Source organism: Pseudomonas sp. PH1b (assembly GCF_000633395.1).
Taxonomy (GTDB): Bacteria; Pseudomonadota; Gammaproteobacteria; order Pseudomonadales; family Pseudomonadaceae; genus Aquipseudomonas.
In genome coordinates this window covers 1-14,836 of sequence record NZ_AYMU01000034.1, presented here as the reverse complement: position 1 = coordinate 14,836, position 14,836 = coordinate 1, and the positions used below count along the sequence as shown (strand labels likewise).

At 58.1% G+C, this 14,836-nt stretch carries 23 protein-coding genes and 1 pseudogene; 14 read left to right on the top strand and 10 right to left on the bottom strand.

Annotated elements, in window-relative coordinates:
- Genes U873_RS0132180 through U873_RS0132140 form a run of 9 tightly spaced genes read right to left on the bottom strand, consistent with a single transcriptional unit; the run spans position 1 to position 6,496 of the window.
- Complete coding sequence (locus tag U873_RS0132180) at positions 1 to 618, bottom strand: DUF3164 family protein (RefSeq protein WP_025132174.1); 618 nt, start codon at positions 616 to 618, stop codon at positions 1 to 3.
- On the bottom strand, positions 611 to 1,228 hold the full coding sequence (locus U873_RS37305) for a hypothetical protein (RefSeq protein WP_025132173.1): 618 nt from the start codon (positions 1,226 to 1,228) through the stop codon (positions 611 to 613). Before U873_RS37305 ends, U873_RS0132180 begins: the two co-directional genes overlap by 8 nt.
- Positions 1,228 to 1,515 (bottom strand): hypothetical protein, encoded by a 288-nt coding sequence (locus U873_RS0132170; RefSeq protein WP_025132172.1) that lies wholly within the window; start codon positions 1,513 to 1,515, stop codon positions 1,228 to 1,230. Before U873_RS0132170 ends, U873_RS37305 begins: the two co-directional genes overlap by 1 nt.
- Positions 1,512 to 1,820 (bottom strand): hypothetical protein, encoded by a 309-nt coding sequence (locus U873_RS34610; RefSeq protein ID WP_029978804.1) that lies wholly within the window; start codon positions 1,818 to 1,820, stop codon positions 1,512 to 1,514. The genes U873_RS0132170 and U873_RS34610 overlap by 4 nt, the downstream gene beginning before the upstream one ends.
- Before the next feature lies 1 nt (position 1,821).
- On the bottom strand, positions 1,822 to 3,000 hold the full coding sequence (locus tag U873_RS0132160; protein ID WP_025132170.1) for an ExeA family protein: 1,179 nt from the start codon (positions 2,998 to 3,000) through the stop codon (positions 1,822 to 1,824).
- On the bottom strand, positions 3,000 to 4,772 hold the full coding sequence (locus U873_RS0132155; RefSeq protein ID WP_025132169.1) for a DDE-type integrase/transposase/recombinase: 1,773 nt from the start codon (positions 4,770 to 4,772) through the stop codon (positions 3,000 to 3,002). Before U873_RS0132155 ends, U873_RS0132160 begins: the two co-directional genes overlap by 1 nt.
- Positions 4,773 to 4,774: 2 nt before the next feature.
- The gene (locus U873_RS0132150; protein WP_025132168.1) at positions 4,775 to 5,707 is read right to left on the bottom strand and encodes a hypothetical protein; all 933 of its coding nucleotides are present in this window, start codon (positions 5,705 to 5,707) and stop codon (positions 4,775 to 4,777) included.
- A gap of 10 nt (positions 5,708 to 5,717) precedes the next feature.
- Positions 5,718 to 6,020 carry a helix-turn-helix domain-containing protein gene (locus U873_RS0132145; protein ID WP_025132167.1) on the bottom strand — a complete coding sequence of 101 codons (303 nt, stop codon included), beginning with the start codon at positions 6,018 to 6,020 and terminating at the stop codon, positions 5,718 to 5,720.
- Complete coding sequence (locus U873_RS0132140) at positions 6,017 to 6,496, bottom strand: hypothetical protein (protein ID WP_025132166.1); 480 nt, start codon at positions 6,494 to 6,496, stop codon at positions 6,017 to 6,019. Before U873_RS0132140 ends, U873_RS0132145 begins: the two co-directional genes overlap by 4 nt.
- A 112-nt stretch (positions 6,497 to 6,608) precedes the next feature.
- Here U873_RS0132140 and U873_RS36455 point away from each other — a divergent pair, with 112 nt between their 5' ends.
- The gene (locus U873_RS36455) at positions 6,609 to 6,881 is read left to right on the top strand and encodes a hypothetical protein (RefSeq protein ID WP_177330339.1); all 273 of its coding nucleotides are present in this window, start codon (positions 6,609 to 6,611) and stop codon (positions 6,879 to 6,881) included.
- 3 nt (positions 6,882 to 6,884) lie between these two features.
- Here U873_RS36455 and U873_RS0132135 read toward each other — a convergent pair whose 3' ends face one another.
- Complete coding sequence (locus tag U873_RS0132135) at positions 6,885 to 7,097, bottom strand: DNA-binding protein (RefSeq protein ID WP_025132165.1); 213 nt, start codon at positions 7,095 to 7,097, stop codon at positions 6,885 to 6,887.
- 93 nt (positions 7,098 to 7,190) lie between these two features.
- On the opposite strand from U873_RS0132135, the gene U873_RS36805 reads away from it, so the two are divergent.
- The 13 genes and pseudogenes from U873_RS36805 to U873_RS0132075 all read left to right on the top strand — a co-directional run.
- A complete protein-coding gene (locus U873_RS36805) occupies positions 7,191 to 7,601 on the top strand; it encodes a helix-turn-helix domain-containing protein (protein ID WP_157838133.1) in 411 nt (136 codons plus the stop codon).
- Between the two features lie 3 nt (positions 7,602 to 7,604).
- Positions 7,605 to 8,195 (top strand): hypothetical protein, encoded by a 591-nt coding sequence (locus tag U873_RS0132130; protein WP_025132164.1) that lies wholly within the window; start codon positions 7,605 to 7,607, stop codon positions 8,193 to 8,195.
- A 17-nt stretch (positions 8,196 to 8,212) separates the two neighbouring features.
- Positions 8,213 to 8,617 carry a hypothetical protein gene (locus U873_RS0132125; protein WP_025132163.1) on the top strand — a complete coding sequence of 135 codons (405 nt, stop codon included), beginning with the start codon at positions 8,213 to 8,215 and terminating at the stop codon, positions 8,615 to 8,617.
- A 119-nt stretch (positions 8,618 to 8,736) separates the two neighbouring features.
- Positions 8,737 to 9,204, top strand: coding sequence for a hypothetical protein (locus U873_RS0132120; RefSeq protein WP_025132162.1), 468 nt, complete (start codon positions 8,737 to 8,739; stop codon positions 9,202 to 9,204).
- The gene (locus tag U873_RS0132115; protein ID WP_025132161.1) at positions 9,201 to 9,419 is read left to right on the top strand and encodes a hypothetical protein; all 219 of its coding nucleotides are present in this window, start codon (positions 9,201 to 9,203) and stop codon (positions 9,417 to 9,419) included. The genes U873_RS0132120 and U873_RS0132115 overlap by 4 nt, the downstream gene beginning before the upstream one ends.
- Positions 9,420 to 9,590: 171 nt before the next feature.
- Positions 9,591 to 10,196, top strand: coding sequence for a hypothetical protein (locus tag U873_RS0132110; protein WP_025132160.1), 606 nt, complete (start codon positions 9,591 to 9,593; stop codon positions 10,194 to 10,196).
- 6 nt (positions 10,197 to 10,202) lie between these two features.
- Entirely contained in the window at positions 10,203 to 10,421 is a 219-nt protein-coding gene (locus U873_RS35650; RefSeq protein WP_025132159.1) for a TraR/DksA C4-type zinc finger protein, read from the top strand.
- Positions 10,418 to 10,723, top strand: a complete 306-nt coding sequence (locus U873_RS0132100; protein ID WP_025132158.1) for a DUF2730 family protein — start codon at positions 10,418 to 10,420, stop codon at positions 10,721 to 10,723. Before U873_RS35650 ends, U873_RS0132100 begins: the two co-directional genes overlap by 4 nt.
- The gene (locus U873_RS0132095) at positions 10,720 to 11,013 is read left to right on the top strand and encodes a hypothetical protein (protein WP_025132157.1); all 294 of its coding nucleotides are present in this window, start codon (positions 10,720 to 10,722) and stop codon (positions 11,011 to 11,013) included. The genes U873_RS0132100 and U873_RS0132095 overlap by 4 nt, the downstream gene beginning before the upstream one ends.
- Positions 11,014 to 11,015: 2 nt before the next feature.
- A complete protein-coding gene (locus U873_RS0132090; protein WP_025132156.1) occupies positions 11,016 to 11,561 on the top strand; it encodes a phage protein Gp27 family protein in 546 nt (181 codons plus the stop codon).
- Positions 11,558 to 12,886, top strand: a complete 1,329-nt coding sequence (locus U873_RS0132085) for a terminase large subunit domain-containing protein (RefSeq protein WP_029978802.1) — start codon at positions 11,558 to 11,560, stop codon at positions 12,884 to 12,886. Before U873_RS0132090 ends, U873_RS0132085 begins: the two co-directional genes overlap by 4 nt.
- Positions 12,883 to 14,376, top strand: a complete 1,494-nt coding sequence (locus U873_RS0132080) for a DUF935 family protein (RefSeq protein ID WP_025132154.1) — start codon at positions 12,883 to 12,885, stop codon at positions 14,374 to 14,376. The genes U873_RS0132085 and U873_RS0132080 overlap by 4 nt, the downstream gene beginning before the upstream one ends.
- Positions 14,376 to 14,836 (top strand): annotated as a pseudogene (locus U873_RS0132075) (phage head morphogenesis protein); the annotation flags it as partial. The gene U873_RS0132080 and the pseudogene U873_RS0132075, both read left to right, overlap by 1 nt.

Here is a 14,836-nt window from a genome sequence, read left to right as displayed (position 1 = left end):
TCACACCCCCGCTAAAGTCAGGTTGATAGGCAAGTACTGGTCGGTATTGCCCTGGCGTTTATAGACCCGGATGTAGACGGCAGTGCCGTTAACCTGGATGGAGTCTTTCAGCGCCTGCATGGCTCTTTTCCAGTCGGGATCGTCGATCTCCACACGCAACAAACTGAGCACGTCCTTGACCATCAGTTGCCCCTGGCGGTTGGCCCTGAATGCACGGTCAACCAGAACACGCAGGTGGCTGTTGGCGCCCTCGGACCAGGCGTTGATGCATTGGTTGATCAGTTCTTTGGCAGCGAGGATTTCCTCGGTAAAAACAACCCGGTCGGCATAGGCCCGCTCGATCTTGAACTCGCCGTCGTAGGTGGTGATCGAGACATTGCCTTTCTGGCCGCCCAGCGTGACACCGTAGCGCTCGGACGAAAGGGCGATCAGATCGGCAATGTCGGCCAGGGCCTGTTTCTTGAAATGGGCCAATGCCTGGCTGAGCTGCTCAGCGGCGGTGCCAAGATCACGCGCAACTCCGTCACGCAGCTTGTCGTGCTCGCGCACCTGGTCAACCGGAACCAGGTGGCCAACGGCGTTGCGTACGAATCCTGCAGGAATGGTGATATCAGTCATAGCGTTGTTCCTTTTGGAGACTCGCTGCAGCGCGGTCGAGCCGGTCAATTTCAGCAAGGATCAAGGCACCAGCCTTGACCAGGTTTCGGTGTTGGTCGCGAGGCCTCCAGGACTCGGCCATCCAAGGCCAAGCCTCTGGAACAATGCGCATGACGCCCTCGATTTCAGAGGCCTGGACAAATGCCTCGGTGGCGTAACAAGCAGCTGCGATAGCGAGATCACCGCCGATGTATTCGTCATCCTGCTCGGGATAAAAACATGCCACCTGAATCTGGCGGATACGCTCAGCCAGCACGCTCCGCAGTGACGCGGGGGCGTTCTTCGCGTATTCCGTTTCGCTGAAAGCCGCGTGGTCCTGCGCAATCAGGCGGTAGATGTCGCGAATGACGCTGTCATCTTCTATGGCGCCGTCAAACGCTTGGTCTACGATCCAGGCGAGCAACTGTTCATTGATCTCAGCAGGCATGCCGCCTACAGAAAGGCCATAGCGGTCAATGTGAATGAGCAGCAAGGAAACGTGCTTCATCGCCTCGCCCCAAAACATGGTTGGGCTTTCATGGCTGACAGCGTCACGTAGGGCAGCGATGGCAGTGACTAGGGATGGGTTCATCAATGCACCTGCCTTGCGGCTCGTTGCGCCGCTTGTTGCTGTTGGTAGTGGGCAGCGAGGCGCTGCATTTCGCTACGGAGAGCGCTGTAGTTACCGGCGAGTTGCAGCTTGGCCAAGCTGATCAAGATGCGGTCGAGTGCACCGGCCTGCTGTTTCAACTCAATGATCAGCAGGTCCTTGGCGAACAACTCGCCATTGGCCCGTTTCAGCTCGGCTCGTACTTCCTGCTCATTCAGCAGGTCCGGGTTACACTGTGTCGAGCAGGCGTGAACAGTGACTTCTCTCATGGCTCTTGCTCCTTCACCGGTTCGAACCACACGACATCGATCCCCCGAATCGTCACGGTGCTGTAGGTGAACGGCCCCCGAGTGCTGTAGCGGACGCAGCGCAGTTCGTGCCCGAAGCGGCGGCTCAGCAGATCGACACAGTCGGGGCTGATAAAAATCTTGTTGTCCGTCAGTACCAGGTGCTGAGGCTGAATGCCCGCCTCGCGCAGGCTGCGGCCCAGGTCGTTGAAAGCAGCCAACCGCTCACTGAATGCGCTGTCGAGAGTGCTGGGAAAATCCGGTACTGGTTGTACAAATGGGTTCATCTCACACCCCCTTGACGATGTCGGCGGTAACCATGGGGGCTCCCAGGTCTGCGGCCAGGTTCATGGCGGCGGTCATCAGGTTGCCGATGGCCAGCGGGTACAGCGACGAAACAACGGCATCGCGCCCGCTCTTGCCGGGCCGGGACAGGCGTTCAGCAATCGCCTGGATACCGCTGTCGTCCATGACCTCGCTGAGGGCTTTGTCCGCACGCTCGAAACGAAACTTCAAGAACTCCCCCAGGCGCTCGTTTGCAATGGGTTGCAGCTCGATTCGCTCGCAGCGCTGCACCACCTCGCGCACATCGGCGTTGCGCTCACTGAGCTTCATCAAAAGCTCTGTCTGAGCGATGATGATGACGCTGATCAGCTTGGTGAATCCGGCTTCCAGTTCAAGGAAACGTTTGAGGTGTTTGAGCGTCGAGATTGGCAGGCTGTGCGCCTCCTCGATCACCAAGCAGTGGCGATATCCGGCGGTATTGGACTCCTTCAGAGCCTTGTGCAACTGGGCGAACCGCGCCTCGGGGCTACTTTTGACTTTCTCCAAGGGCGCCACTGCCGCCATGATGGATTCGGCGATGTGTGTGCTTTTCAGCGGTTTGCCCTTGGTATCGTTGTCTTCGGAGGCCAGGACATAAGGCTCGATGATGATCACCGGGTCACCGTTCTCGGTGATCCGGTGCACCAGATCACGGCGCAATGTGCTTTTACCTGCGCCTGATTGGCCCACGACTGCCAGGAAACCACCGTGGCGCGCTGTCTGGTACATGTACTCACGGACATAACGAATCTCCGGGCTGGACCACATATCCTGGGCGCATTGCAGGTCATCGAAGGGGTCGCGGAACAAGCCGAAGGCTTTCCGTGTAGCTGGCTGTAGCGTTTGCTTTGGCAGTAACATAGGTTCGTCCTCCCAGGACGGCTCTTTCACTAGGGTCGGATCTGCCGTGTTGGCGCACGGCAGATCCACTTCTTCAAAGGCGTTGGCGATATCGGCATCGTTGGCGCCGCATTCGGTCAGGAATACACGAATGCGGCCCTGCAACTCCTCGCTGTCCAAGCTGCGCGGCCACTGACCGTGGTTCAGCAACTGAGCGACGGTCGCATCACTGAGCTTGAGCGATTCGGCCAAGGCCGACTGAGGCCGACCGATGCCTTGCAAAACGTGCTTGAGTTTCAACATCATTCACCTCCCACAACCCGCATCAGGCTGAGCGGGGCAATGACCACCTCGGCAGGTTGTTTCAGCTCGGCCTCAATGATCTCAAGCTGTTCTTGTGGAACGCCTTGCGCATAACGCTCCTGCAGCCAGGTGAAAGTCTTGGCTGTCCAGAGGTTGCCCAGGCGTGGGCGAAGTAACTTCGCGGCCTCGACAAGACTCAGAGGCGCCAACCCGACGCTGGGCGCGTTGACTTCCAAGGATGTGCCGCGCCGTGGCATGTAAGTCGGCAACACGGTGTCGGTAACAGGCTTGTGCGGATCGATCAGGCCACCGAACGGAACGGCCTTGGTCTTGCGTGCCGCTTCGGCATCCGCTGCGCTGCTGGTGCCGGTGGCAAGCTGCTCCAGGATCTTGCGCGAGGCCTGGGCGGGTGTTTCAGCATGGCTTTTATACTGCTCGCCGATCACCGCCGCCGTTACTGCAAAGCCAAAGGCATCGAGTTCGATCCGCTCGATGATGTGGAACTGCTCACGACCGTCCTCGCCCATAAGCACGGCGATGGCCGTGTCCTGGTCGCGCCAGCAGTTGCGAGTGATCAACAGTTTTTCACCCACCATGACCCCGGGCACCGTGCTGACATCGAACTTGGCGCCCCGGAACGAAACCTGTAGCAAGTTGCTGACGGTGCGCGGCTCCGGTGTGCTGACTGCCAGTTCCCGGCACACTTCAATGCTAGGCGCCAAGCGCAGTTGTTCCGGGCGAATCAGTTGCCACACGCCGTAGCGGGTGCGCTGGGTGCGTGAATGAATGGCCGTGGCGTTGAAGTAACGCATCCACTGCGCGGCCCATTCATTGATCTGCTCCAGGGTTTCCGCGCTCTGAAACTTCAAGGCGCTTTCAAATTCACGCTCGACGATGTTATGCGCCTGCTCGACTTGGCCCTTGGCCCGTGCGTTGCCCACCTGGTTGATGATCAGGTCGATGGACATGCTCCGGCACAGGTTGCCAAACCGGCTGCTGGTCATCGCCGCGCCAGGGTCGGTGGTCACTATCCACGGCGCGCCATGGAACGGATCGGCGGCATGACGCTTCTGCATGGCGTTGATCAACACGCTGCAGAGGTTCTCCGACGACTCGGCGCCCAGAACGTACTCCAGGTACAGGGTGCCGCTGGCGTGGTCGGTCACCACGTAGCGCCACAACCGTTGGCGCTCGATCCTGCGCAGGTTGGCGGGCTTGCCGTCATAAAACTCGGCCTTGTTCATCACCCGAGCACCGTCATCGGCCAGGTAGAACTGGGTCGAGATCGAGGCGTCGATCTGCCAGACATGGTTCGGGTGTTTGCTGGCCAGGGAGACCGCCGGGGCGTCCTGCAGCAGTTGTTCGGGGTGGAGCTTGTAACCGCGCAGTGCGCGGCTGATAGCGCTGGTGCTCATTGGAAAAAACTCCCCTGTGGATGCATCGGTACGCCCGGCCAGAATCAGGCTGTTGCTGCGCAAGCGCTCAACCGCTCGCTCGATGGTGGATAACTGCTTGCCGTTGGCGCGGATCGACTCCAGCAGTACCGCCGAAATCAAACGCGCCTCCTCCAATGTCAAGGTGGTGCGGCCTGCGTCGCTGCGAACTTTGCGAGGCTTGGTCAAGTGAACCTCCTTCAGCTTGCGTTGTAGGGTTTGAATGGACATCTCCAGCTGTGCCGCACCGTTCTTGTAGATCGCGGTACGTTGGCCGTACGGGGCGCTGGCGGCTTGCCGGGCGATCTGCGTCAATTGCTGAATCAGCACGGGATTCACGTTCAAGCCTCACTGCCAGCCATCCAGACGGGGCTTTCGTTCTCCCGGTGTTCGGGCAGGTGGAAGTCGCTGCGCAAGGTGGCCAGGGCCAGTTCCAGTTGGCGGATCAGATCGGCCTGGTAGAAACGATGGTCCTGGCCGTGGGTCGTGCCGTGTTCGGCCATCTTGCCGAAGCCCTCGCGCAACTTGCCCAGCACGGTCAATTCAAACTCCGATGCCAAGGCCAGCACCTCGGTGCGCAGGTCCTTGATCACCTCGTCCGGCTCGGCGAACTGGATGCGCTTGCGGGTTTTGGCCAGTTCCCGCTTGGTGCCATCCAGTTCCTGGTTTTTCTCGGCCAGGATTTCGCTTTGCGCCTCGTACTCGGCATTGACCTTGTCCAGGCTCTGCGTCAGGTGTTCTTTTTCCTTGGCGTGCTTGGCAATGATTTCTTCGGCGAGATCGACGAACGCGTCCTTGTCTCCGGTCTTGGCGATTTCGATCAGGGCGGTTTTTTCGTCTTCGGGCAAGCGGCGGTACTGGCGCATTTCGCGGTAGCCGATACCCATGCGGGACATGGAGTCGAGTGCTTCTTCGCCGAAGCACTGCAGGTTGGTAATATCCATGTTCGCCTTGTCATGGGAGATTCCCAGCAATTCACAAAACTCTTCCCAGGTACCCGAAAAGCACGAACCGTTCGTACTTTTCTTGCCCTTAAGAGCCCTGTAGAGCTTGTTTTCCTTGACGAAGGCCAGCTTCGAAGCACGAACCGTTCGTGAAAAATCCTCGAATGCGCCGGCCATTTGGGTCTGCCCCAAAAGTTGGTTAACAAGGTCACGTTCGTCACTATGGGAAGACAGTAGGGCTGCCATCGCATTCTGATTAGCAGTCAGCATCTCGCCGTCCAGGGCAGGCAGCTCAACAACATCTGTAACTGGGGATTTGGTACGTGCCATGGTCTTCTCCTTAATTCATCGATCCAGCGGCGATACGCTGGTTGATTTCCTGCATGCGGTTGGTCAAGCGGGTCATGTGCTCGGCATGAGCCTGGGCGATCTGCAGCACACCCACTGAGTGAGCGAAACGACCGTTGTCCAGCTTCACCGCAAGACCTTCTTCGATCAGGGTCTGCATTGCTCGGGTGATGTTGCTGGGGCTGTCCTGAGTGAGTTGGGCCAATTCGACGTTGCTAAGGCCTGTCACGGTGTGGCCTTTCAAGGCTTTGAGCACCCGCAACACACGTGCGGCGGCAGATACGGTGCGGTTCATGATTGCCCCTCCAGTTCAAGTTGTGGTTGTTGGGTTTGGCTGACATTGCCTCTATGCCAGGCAAGCCCTTCCATTGCGGCCTGTATGGCTGCCAGGGTTTCGTCGGCTTCACAGGTCTTGGCGTAGAACGCGAGCAGCTTTCCAGCAGCAGTAGTGAGCAGCTCCTGCAAAGCCTGCGTGTCCTGGGCGGTACAGCCCCGACCTGTGGGCACGTCAATGGTCAACCGGCCTGCACTGGCTGCAATCCAACGAGTGACGTAATCGCAACAGCAAGCCCGCTCATAGGGACGAATCAAGTTGGCTGGCATGCGGCCTGTCTGCAGCCACTTGTAAACCGACCAGTGATCAGCGACACCCATTTCATCAGCTATGCGCTCGACACCTTTGTTGTGGGCGTCTTTGGCGAAGTCCTTGCACAGCTCCAGCGCATGGCGCAGCGAGGTCGGTTGAATGCTCTTCCAACGACGGCGGTTCATTGGAAAGACCTTTCTGAAAGGCATTCCAAACAATCTGAGATTTTGCAGCTATGCAAAGTGATTGCGTCGGATGCAATGTTTTGGGGTACATTCCACAACATGGGCGTGAGAAATGACCGACCGTATTGAGAAGCTTGAGGCGCAGGTAAATGCATTGGCGCAGAGCTGGTTACGTCTCGCCGCGATTCTTGAGGCTCAAGGTTTTTTTTCGTCGGATGGGCTTCACGATGCCTTACTGTCAATCCGCTGGCCTGGGCAGCCGATAGAGGCTGAGGCGACCAAGACGCTGGCCTGGCTGTGTGACCAGTTGAAAGAAGCACAGAACGTACGGCGATCTGCGGCACCTCAAGCGCCAGGAGATAAGTACGGAACTGCGACGCGGTAGCCATTACGCTGCCAACGCGGCAGTCGGCTTGAGGCCGAGCTTCACCGCAATATCATGGGCCTTGCCGTAATTGGCTTTGGCCTGGCCGTTGAGGACGCGGTACACCTCGTTGCGGGTGTAGCCGTTTTCTTTGGCCCATTGAGTGAACGTTTTTCCAGCGCGTCGGAAGTTTTCCTTCACCTGGCTGGCGGTTAGGGCTTTGGCATGGGTGGCCATGGTGGTGGCTCCTGTGGTGCAAAGATATGAGTGGTTTGTGCAGAGCATAATTGCTCAATATTTTGAGCAATGCAATACATTTAGGTCATTTTTATGAGCGGATTTAGAGAGCGATTTGAAGCCGAGATTGAGCGGATTGGTGGCGTGACGACCATTTCCAGCACGCTTGGTGTTGCTCGAAACACGATTTACAACTGGATGGCGAAAGGCAATGCCCCTCTCAACAGCCTGATGGGGCTGGCAGGTATTCTCGGAATGGATGTGGTTTACGTTTTAACCGGTGAGCGCCTTGTGAGCGTGCTTAATGAGGAGGAAAAGCAATTACTGGAGAAATATCGATCTGCACCTGCGGCTGTAAAAGCTGCTGCCATTGCAGCTGTCACAGCTGGGTCAGCTTCAGTAAGTCAGGTTTTTCATGCGCCTGTTGGGCAGTCGGTCGCAGGTAGCCTTACCAACGAGTCAGGGGTTGTATTTCATGTCGGGAATGTAAAACCAAAGGAGTGATCCATGAGTCAGGATTTTCATGGTGAGGTAGGCCAAGTGGCTGGAGGCGATATAAACAACTACGGAGTTAGTTTCAACCTTGCCGGTAAAGCGGAGCCCCGTTTTTTGGTATCAGCGCAGCGTAAAGAACTTCATGAACTGCGGGCAAAGTGCGAGGAGCTTGGAGATGACCCTCGGGATGTTTGGCGAGCAGTTCACGCACAGCTGGCGGTGACATCCGTCTCCGAGATCACAGCGGAACAGTTTGTTGATGCTCGAAAAGTCATCCAAGCAAGGCTGGAGAGCTTGCAAGAGGAGGCGGACAAGCGGCGACTGGTAGGCAAGATCTTACGAGCAGTAGCTGAGAAAGATGCTAAAGCTGAGATGAACAGTTTCTGTGATCGAACCTTTGGTCGTACTCATCTTGGAAGCCTTAAGCGTTCTGAGCTACAGGTAGTTCTGGCGTTTATTCAGGACTTTGCGGTGTTAGGGCTTCAGTATGTGGCGCCACCCCAACCTGGTCTTATGGAATTACGAGACTTCTTGGTTGCGTATAAGTGGAATGCTGCTGGCTTGTTTCTATTTGGACTTCTCGTTGGTGGTCTATGGTTCTGACTGAAAGGGGTATCAACATGCGCATATGGATACTGCTAGTTTTAAGTGCTTTCGCTTTCGTCGCTGGCTGCAAGCAGTCCACACCTACCACTAGCGAGACGCTACTGAAGGCGCTCAAAGCTGGTGGCGTCGAATACAGTGATGTACAGCATCCTAACCGCAAGCCTTCAAGCCCGCTGCCTAACAGCTATAGAGAGCATATAGTTTTCGTGTTGCCTAGCGTGGCTCCTAAGGGAGGGCAAATCTTTATCTGCGAGAAGCCTGAGTATTGCGATGCGCTTTTCAGCTACTTTGATGGTTTCAAAGGTCTTGCCGGCCCATATCTCTATCGATCGGCTAGCGGGTTGGTCGTTGCTCAGTTAAACAGTGGGCTAGAGAGCAAGGCAGCGGAGCAGGTCCAGGCAGTTATCGAAGCCCTGTAGGAGACCCTGCGCTAGCATCTCTTTAAACTCGATTAAAAGCCTTCCTGTACCACGCCGCCGATCATGGCGGCGTGTGTATTTCTGGCGCCTGCAACTGGCGCCATTACAGGAGGCGTCAGATGCGACCCGAAAGCCCACGCGGTATCCGCAACTTCAACCCCGGCAACATTCGTCATGTCAAAGGCACTCGCTGGCAGGGCATGTCGGCAAATCAAAATGATCCCGCATTCGTTCAATTCACCGGCGCTCAATGGGGTATCCGTGCACTTGCCCGGACGTTGATCACCTACCAGGACAAACACCAACTGCGCACCATCCGCCAAATCATTGGCCGTTGGGCACCGCCTAACGAGAACAACACTGAGAGTTACATCCGCCAAGTCGCTACCCGCGTGGGCGTATCCCCCGATACCAGGATTGATGTGTACGACTACCGCACCATGCGGGCTCTGGTCGAGGCAATTGTTCGTCATGAAAACGGCTCCGGCCCACTTCCCGAGGGCAATTGGTACGGAGAGTCACTGGTAAACGATGGCCTGCACCTGGCCGGAATCGTCCCCGACGCCTATCACGGGGAGCAGGCATGAAGCTGATCGACAACTGCCATTGCTGCTGGAAGCTCCATAGCGTCCAGTTGGCTATCGTCATCGCGTTGCTCGGCCTCCTGCAGGTGACCGTCCTGCCCATGTGGGAAGCCCAGCTTTCCCCCTCGACCTACGCGACAGCCAACAGCGTGTTGGCCGTGCTGCTCTTCCTGGCACGGCTGGTGAAGCAAGGGCCGGATCAAGGGGACACCCCATGAACCTGCTGGCCCGCATGTTCAACCATCTGTTTTCGCTGCTCCCGCGCTCCTGGTCATCGCCAGGCGTGGCGAGCTGGCACGGCCCCCAACCGCTGACCAGGACCGGTAAGCCTCGTGTTGCCGCCATTCGTCGTGCTGCACGAAAGGCACGTAGCCGTAGGAGCCTCAACCATGGGCGTACTTGAAGCCCTGCGCCGCTACGCGCCAGTCCTGCTTGCGTTTGCTTGGGCGATCTCTGTGCTGATTGCTTTCACTGCAGGCGATAAAGGTGCCACCGCTCGTGAGCGCGCAGTGGGCAACGAAGCCTTGGTCAGGCTGGAGCGAAAGTACGCGGATCAGCGTGCTGATTTGGCTCAGGCGAATCTTTCAGCACTTCAGGAGCAGGCAGAGCGCGTGGACAAGGTTGTCCGGCAACTGCAGCAAACCCAACAGCAGCTTTCCGACGCACATCAAGAGCTTCAGGAGCGCATCCCCAATGTCACAACTGTCTATCTACCGGGGCCTGCTGCCAAGCCTGCTCCTATCCCTCGCTGCGTGTTTACTGCTGGTTGGGTGCGCGACTTCAATCTCGCCCTCGGTGGAGCCGATTTGCCTGCCACCACCCCAGCTACCAACACCCCCGTCCATGATGCGCCCGCCTGGCCAGCCCCCGGTTCTACGCAAGAACTACTGGAAAGCGGCGTCACCCCCGCAGACATCCTCGCATTTGCCCAGGACTACGGTCGTTGGGCCTTGGGTCTCCGTGCCCAACTCATCGCGTTTCAACGCAAGGACTGACCGCATATGGATGTAGCTGATCTGGCTCAAGACAACGACTTCAACGAAGCCGCGCTGCAGATTCACAACACCAGGATACAGCGCCGCTCAGGACCTTCGGCATATCGCTGCGATGAATGTGGCGATGCGATTCCAGAAGAGCGCCGTCAGGCCGAGCCTGGAACTGAGCACTGCGTGGACTGCAAATCAGCACTTGATCACCTGCGTAAGCGAGGGATTCGATGAACCTCAATGAACTGAACTTCGGCTTTCAAACCGTGCAATGGCTGATGTTAACGGTACTGAGCATTTACACCTGGATGACCAAGCGACAGGCCGCCAGTGCTCAGGAGCTGCTGGAGCTGCGTACTCGCATCGTCGCCTTGGAAGAGCACGTCCGGCACCTGCCTGACCAGACGGCTGTCACCGATCTGCTGGGCGACATGAAAGCGGTACGAGCCGAGCTGTCGGGGGTCAAGGAAGCACTTGGCCCTTTAGCCCGTTCGCTGGACCGGATCAATGATTACTTGCTGCGAGAGAAGACATGACCCAATACGCCGCCTTTTTGCGTGAAGATTATCGCCTGGTGATTCTACGCCTGCTGGCCGAGACGACCGGTTACCGGGCAAACAGTTCGGTGCTGACCATGGCGTTGGACAGCTTCGGCCATACGCTCAGCCGCGACCAGGTTAAAACCGAACTGCACTGGCTGGCCGAGCAAGGCGCGGTGACTGTTTCCGATGTTGGCCCAGTACTGGTGGCCACCCTCACCGAGCGTGGCCAGGACATCGCGGCAGGACGTGCGCGGGTGCCAGGCATCAAGCGGCCGGGGGCATAACCATGGCGGGCAAGTCGTCCATCAATCGTCTACCACCGATGGTCAAGGCGTACATCCAGAAGCTGCTGCGCGAAGACCGCATGACGCTGGACGACATGCTGGCCGATATCCAGTCGCGCTTTCCGAACGAGAAAGCCCCCAGCCGCAGCGCGTTGGGGCGCTTCAAGCAGGGCTTCGATCTGCTGACCGAGAAGACCCGCCAGCACCGCGAGCAGGCCGAAGCCTTCGTTGGCGCCTTCGGTGAAGACACATCTGACAAAACTGGTGCCTTGCTGGTCGAGGCCATATCGACCCTGGCTTACCAGGCTGCCATGGGCGCCCATGAAAAGGATGATGTCACCACCAAGGAAGTGGCAGATCTGGCGCGGGCAGCCAAGAACACAATGCAGGCCCGCACCCTGAGTATCAAGGAGCGCCAGGCCATCGAGAAGGCCGCTCAGGAACGCCTGGTGCGCGAGCAGCAAGGCAAGTTGGACGAGCTGGGTAAGTCGGGCGCGTTGTCAGCAGACACCCTGCAACGCATTCGACAAGAGGTCTATGGGCTATGAGCATCCTGCAGCCCGCCGTACCGCTGTTCGCCTACCAGAAAAAATGGCTGCGCGACCGTGAGCGTTTCAAGATCGGCATGTTTGCCCGCCAAACCGGCAAGACCTTCACCAGCACCCTGGAAATCGTCGATGACTGTTTCGAGGCTGAATCCCGTGGCGGTCGTACTCGCTGGGTCATTCTGTCCCGTGGTGAACGCCAGGCCAAGGAAGCCATGGACGAAGGGGTCAAGAAGCATTGCCGCGCCTATAACCTGGCGGTGCAGGAGATCGAGGGCGAGTTCAAAGGATCTTCTGGCGAACGCTTTACCATGCTGGATGTGGTCTTGCCGGGCGGTTCGAAGATCACCGCCTTGCCCGCGAACCCCGATACCGCACGGGGGTTTAGCGCCAATGTGTTCCTGGACGAATTCGCCTTTCACCAGGACAGTCGGAAGATTTGGACGGCCTTGTTTCCCGTGATCTCCAACGGCTGGAAGCTGCGCATCACCAGCACCCCGAACGGCAAGGGCAATAAGTTCTATGAGCTGATGACTGACAAGAAGCTGGCCGAGATCTGGTCGCGGCATACGGTCGATATTCACGCTGCTGTGGCCGATGGCCTGCCTCGGGATATCGAGCAGATGCGCGCCGCCCTCAATGATGAGGATGCCTGGGCGCAGGAATTTGAATTGCAGTGGCTGGATGAAGCCAGTGCCTGGTTGAGCTTTGAGCTGATCAACGATGTGGAGCATGACCAGGCCGGTCGCCCGGAGCTGTACACCGGGGGACCATGTTTCGTGGGTGTCGATATCGGCATCCGCAATGACTTGTACGTGATCTGGGTGCTGGAACAGGTGGGCGACGTGTACTGGACGCGGGAAATCATCACCCGTAAACGTGCGTCCTTCCTGGAGCAAGACGCCCTGCTCGATGACGTGTTCGCCCGTTATCGGGTGTTGCGTTGCTGCATGGACCAAACCGGCATGGGTGAAAAGCCCGTGGAAGATGCCAAGCGGCGGCACGGCTCGATGCGGGTCGAAGGGGTGATCTTCAACACCGCCAGCAAGCTGACCATGGCCACCCGAGGCAAGGAAGTGTTCCAGGACAAACAGATTCGTATTCCCCTGGGCGACACCGAACTGCGTAACGACCTGCACAAACTTCAGAAGGTCGCCGGGCCCACAGGGGCGCCACGCTTTGTGGCCGAATCCGATGTGGCCGGTCACGCCGACCGGACCTGGGCGGGCTTTCTAGCGTTGAATGCCAGTGATGGCCCCAATGGTCCGGTAACCGTTAAGTCTCGCCGCCCGCGTCAGGGCGCCCGCATCACCCAGGGGTACGCATGAATCAGAAAGGTGTGTGGGTCACCCCCACGGAATTCGTCAACTTCGCCGAGCCGAAACATAAGGGCCTGACCGAACATATCGCCAGCCGTGCGCGCAGCTTCGATGCCCAGGCGCTGGGTATGTATCTGCCCAACCCCGACCCGATCCTCAAGGCCCAGGGCAAAGACATCAAGGTCTACCGAGATCTGCGCAGCTCGGCCCTGGTCGGTGGCAACATCCGCCGCCGTAAGTCATCAGTCCTCGCCCTGGAGCGCGATCTGAAGCGCGGCAACGCCCCGGTGAGGATTGAGCGTTTCGTGCGGGACTGGCTCGCCGACCTCGATCTCGACCGCATTATTCGCGAGATGCTGGACGCGCCATTGTACGGATTCCAGCCCATCGAACTGATGTGGCGTCCGGTCGGCATGAACATCGTGCCAGAGGATCTGCTGGGCAAGCCCGCCGAGTGGTTCCTCTATGACCAGGAGAACAACTTGCGCTTCCGTGCCCGCGATGCCGGGTTGACTGGCGAGCTTTGCGACCCGCAACGCTTTGTCGTGGCTCGTCAGGATGCGACCTACAACAACCCGTATGGCTTCGCCGATCTGTCCATGTGCTTTTGGCCAGTGATTTTCATGAAGGGAGGCCTGAAGTTCTGGGTCCAGTTCACCGAGAAGTACGGATCACCTTGGGTGATCGGTAAACACCCCCGCGGGGCCAGTACCGGCGAAACTGATTTGCTGCTCGATAGCCTGGAAGCAATGGTCCAGGACGCCGTTGCCGTTATACCGGATGACTCCAGCGTCGAGATCATGGAGGCTGCAGGTAAAGCTGGCAGCGCCGATGTCTATCGCGAGTTGCTGGTCTATTGCCGTAGTGAAATCAACGTTGGCCTGCTGGGACAAAACCAAACCACCGAAGCCAACAGCAACCGGGCCAGTGCAACAGCAGGTCTGGAGGTTACCAAGGACATCCGCGACGGCGACAAGGGCATTGTTGCCGCGACCATGAACGCGGTCATTCGACGGTTGGTGGATCTGAACTTCGGCGAGAGCGTCACCGCGCCTGTGTACGAACTATGGGAACAGGAGGAGATCGACAAGACCCAGGCTGACCGCGATAAGTCCCTGACTGAAGCGGGCGTGAAATTCACGCCGCAGTACTGGAAGCGCACATACAACTTGCAGGATGGCGACCTGGACGAGACTCAAGCTCCAACGGATTCGCCAGAATTTGCCGAGGCATCCCTCGCGCCTATTCTCGACCAGGTAGCACTTGATCAAGCCATCAACAGCCTTCCCGCTGAATTGCTCCAGGAGCAGAGCGAACAGGTCGTAGCCTCTGTGATCGATGCGCTGTTACGCGCTCGTACAGACGCCGAGGCACTCGGCCTGCTGGCCGAGGCGTACCCTACGATGGATGACCAGGCGCTGCAGGAGAACCTCACGCGATTGCTGTTCATAGCTGGCACATGGGGCCGCTTGAATGCCAGTGTGGATCGGGACGACTGATGACAACCACAACCAAGAGCCCAACCCCGGTTGACCTCAAGGCCATCTTCGGCCTTGAGCCCAAAAACGCTGTGGCCTACCTGAAGTCCAAAGGCTATGCGCTCACTTGGAACTGGCAGGAGATGCTCGACCAGGCGCATGACCAAGCCTTCACCGTCGCCAAGGCCATGCGCCTTGATCTGCTGGCGGACATTCGTGGCGCGCTGGAGACTGCCTTGCAGGAAGGTCAGACCCTCAAGCAATTCATTGCAGCCCTGCAGCCCACGCTTGAGTCACAAGGCTGGTGGGGCAAACAGGTGATTGTTGATAGTCAGGGTGTCGGCGAGTTGGTCCAGTTGGGCAGCCCGCGCCGTCTCAAGACCATCTATCAAACCAACCTGCAGAGTGCCTACATGGCTGGCCGCAAGGCCGAGATGGAGCAAACCACCGAGACCCATCCTGAATCGCCCCGGGTTTCCTA

Coding starts and splice junctions, on each gene's coding strand:
- U873_RS36455 (WP_177330339.1), top strand. CDS start 6,609: ATGACCGACCGTATTGAGAAGCTTGAGGCGCAGGTAAATGCATTGGCG.
- U873_RS0132120 (WP_025132162.1), top strand. CDS start 8,737: ATGCGACCCGAAAGCCCACGCGGTATCCGCAACTTCAACCCCGGCAAC.
- U873_RS0132145 (WP_025132167.1), bottom strand. CDS start 6,020: ATGAACCGCACCGTATCTGCCGCCGCACGTGTGTTGCGGGTGCTCAAA.
- U873_RS35650 (WP_025132159.1), top strand. CDS start 10,203: ATGGATGTAGCTGATCTGGCTCAAGACAACGACTTCAACGAAGCCGCG.
- U873_RS0132095 (WP_025132157.1), top strand. CDS start 10,720: ATGACCCAATACGCCGCCTTTTTGCGTGAAGATTATCGCCTGGTGATT.
- U873_RS0132100 (WP_025132158.1), top strand. CDS start 10,418: ATGAACCTCAATGAACTGAACTTCGGCTTTCAAACCGTGCAATGGCTG.
- U873_RS0132110 (WP_025132160.1), top strand. CDS start 9,591: ATGGGCGTACTTGAAGCCCTGCGCCGCTACGCGCCAGTCCTGCTTGCG.
- U873_RS0132180 (WP_025132174.1), bottom strand. CDS start 618: ATGACTGATATCACCATTCCTGCAGGATTCGTACGCAACGCCGTTGGC.
- U873_RS0132115 (WP_025132161.1), top strand. CDS start 9,201: ATGAAGCTGATCGACAACTGCCATTGCTGCTGGAAGCTCCATAGCGTC.
- U873_RS0132150 (WP_025132168.1), bottom strand. CDS start 5,707: ATGGCACGTACCAAATCCCCAGTTACAGATGTTGTTGAGCTGCCTGCC.
- U873_RS34610 (WP_029978804.1), bottom strand. CDS start 1,820: ATGAACCCATTTGTACAACCAGTACCGGATTTTCCCAGCACTCTCGAC.
- U873_RS36805 (WP_157838133.1), top strand. CDS start 7,191: ATGAGCGGATTTAGAGAGCGATTTGAAGCCGAGATTGAGCGGATTGGT.
- U873_RS0132080 (WP_025132154.1), top strand. CDS start 12,883: ATGAATCAGAAAGGTGTGTGGGTCACCCCCACGGAATTCGTCAACTTC.
- U873_RS0132135 (WP_025132165.1), bottom strand. CDS start 7,097: ATGGCCACCCATGCCAAAGCCCTAACCGCCAGCCAGGTGAAGGAAAAC.
- U873_RS37305 (WP_025132173.1), bottom strand. CDS start 1,228: ATGAACCCATCCCTAGTCACTGCCATCGCTGCCCTACGTGACGCTGTC.
- U873_RS0132125 (WP_025132163.1), top strand. CDS start 8,213: ATGCGCATATGGATACTGCTAGTTTTAAGTGCTTTCGCTTTCGTCGCT.
- U873_RS0132085 (WP_029978802.1), top strand. CDS start 11,558: ATGAGCATCCTGCAGCCCGCCGTACCGCTGTTCGCCTACCAGAAAAAA.
- U873_RS0132130 (WP_025132164.1), top strand. CDS start 7,605: ATGAGTCAGGATTTTCATGGTGAGGTAGGCCAAGTGGCTGGAGGCGAT.
- U873_RS0132090 (WP_025132156.1), top strand. CDS start 11,016: ATGGCGGGCAAGTCGTCCATCAATCGTCTACCACCGATGGTCAAGGCG.
- U873_RS0132170 (WP_025132172.1), bottom strand. CDS start 1,515: ATGAGAGAAGTCACTGTTCACGCCTGCTCGACACAGTGTAACCCGGAC.
- U873_RS0132140 (WP_025132166.1), bottom strand. CDS start 6,496: ATGAACCGCCGTCGTTGGAAGAGCATTCAACCGACCTCGCTGCGCCAT.
- U873_RS0132160 (WP_025132170.1), bottom strand. CDS start 3,000: ATGTTGAAACTCAAGCACGTTTTGCAAGGCATCGGTCGGCCTCAGTCG.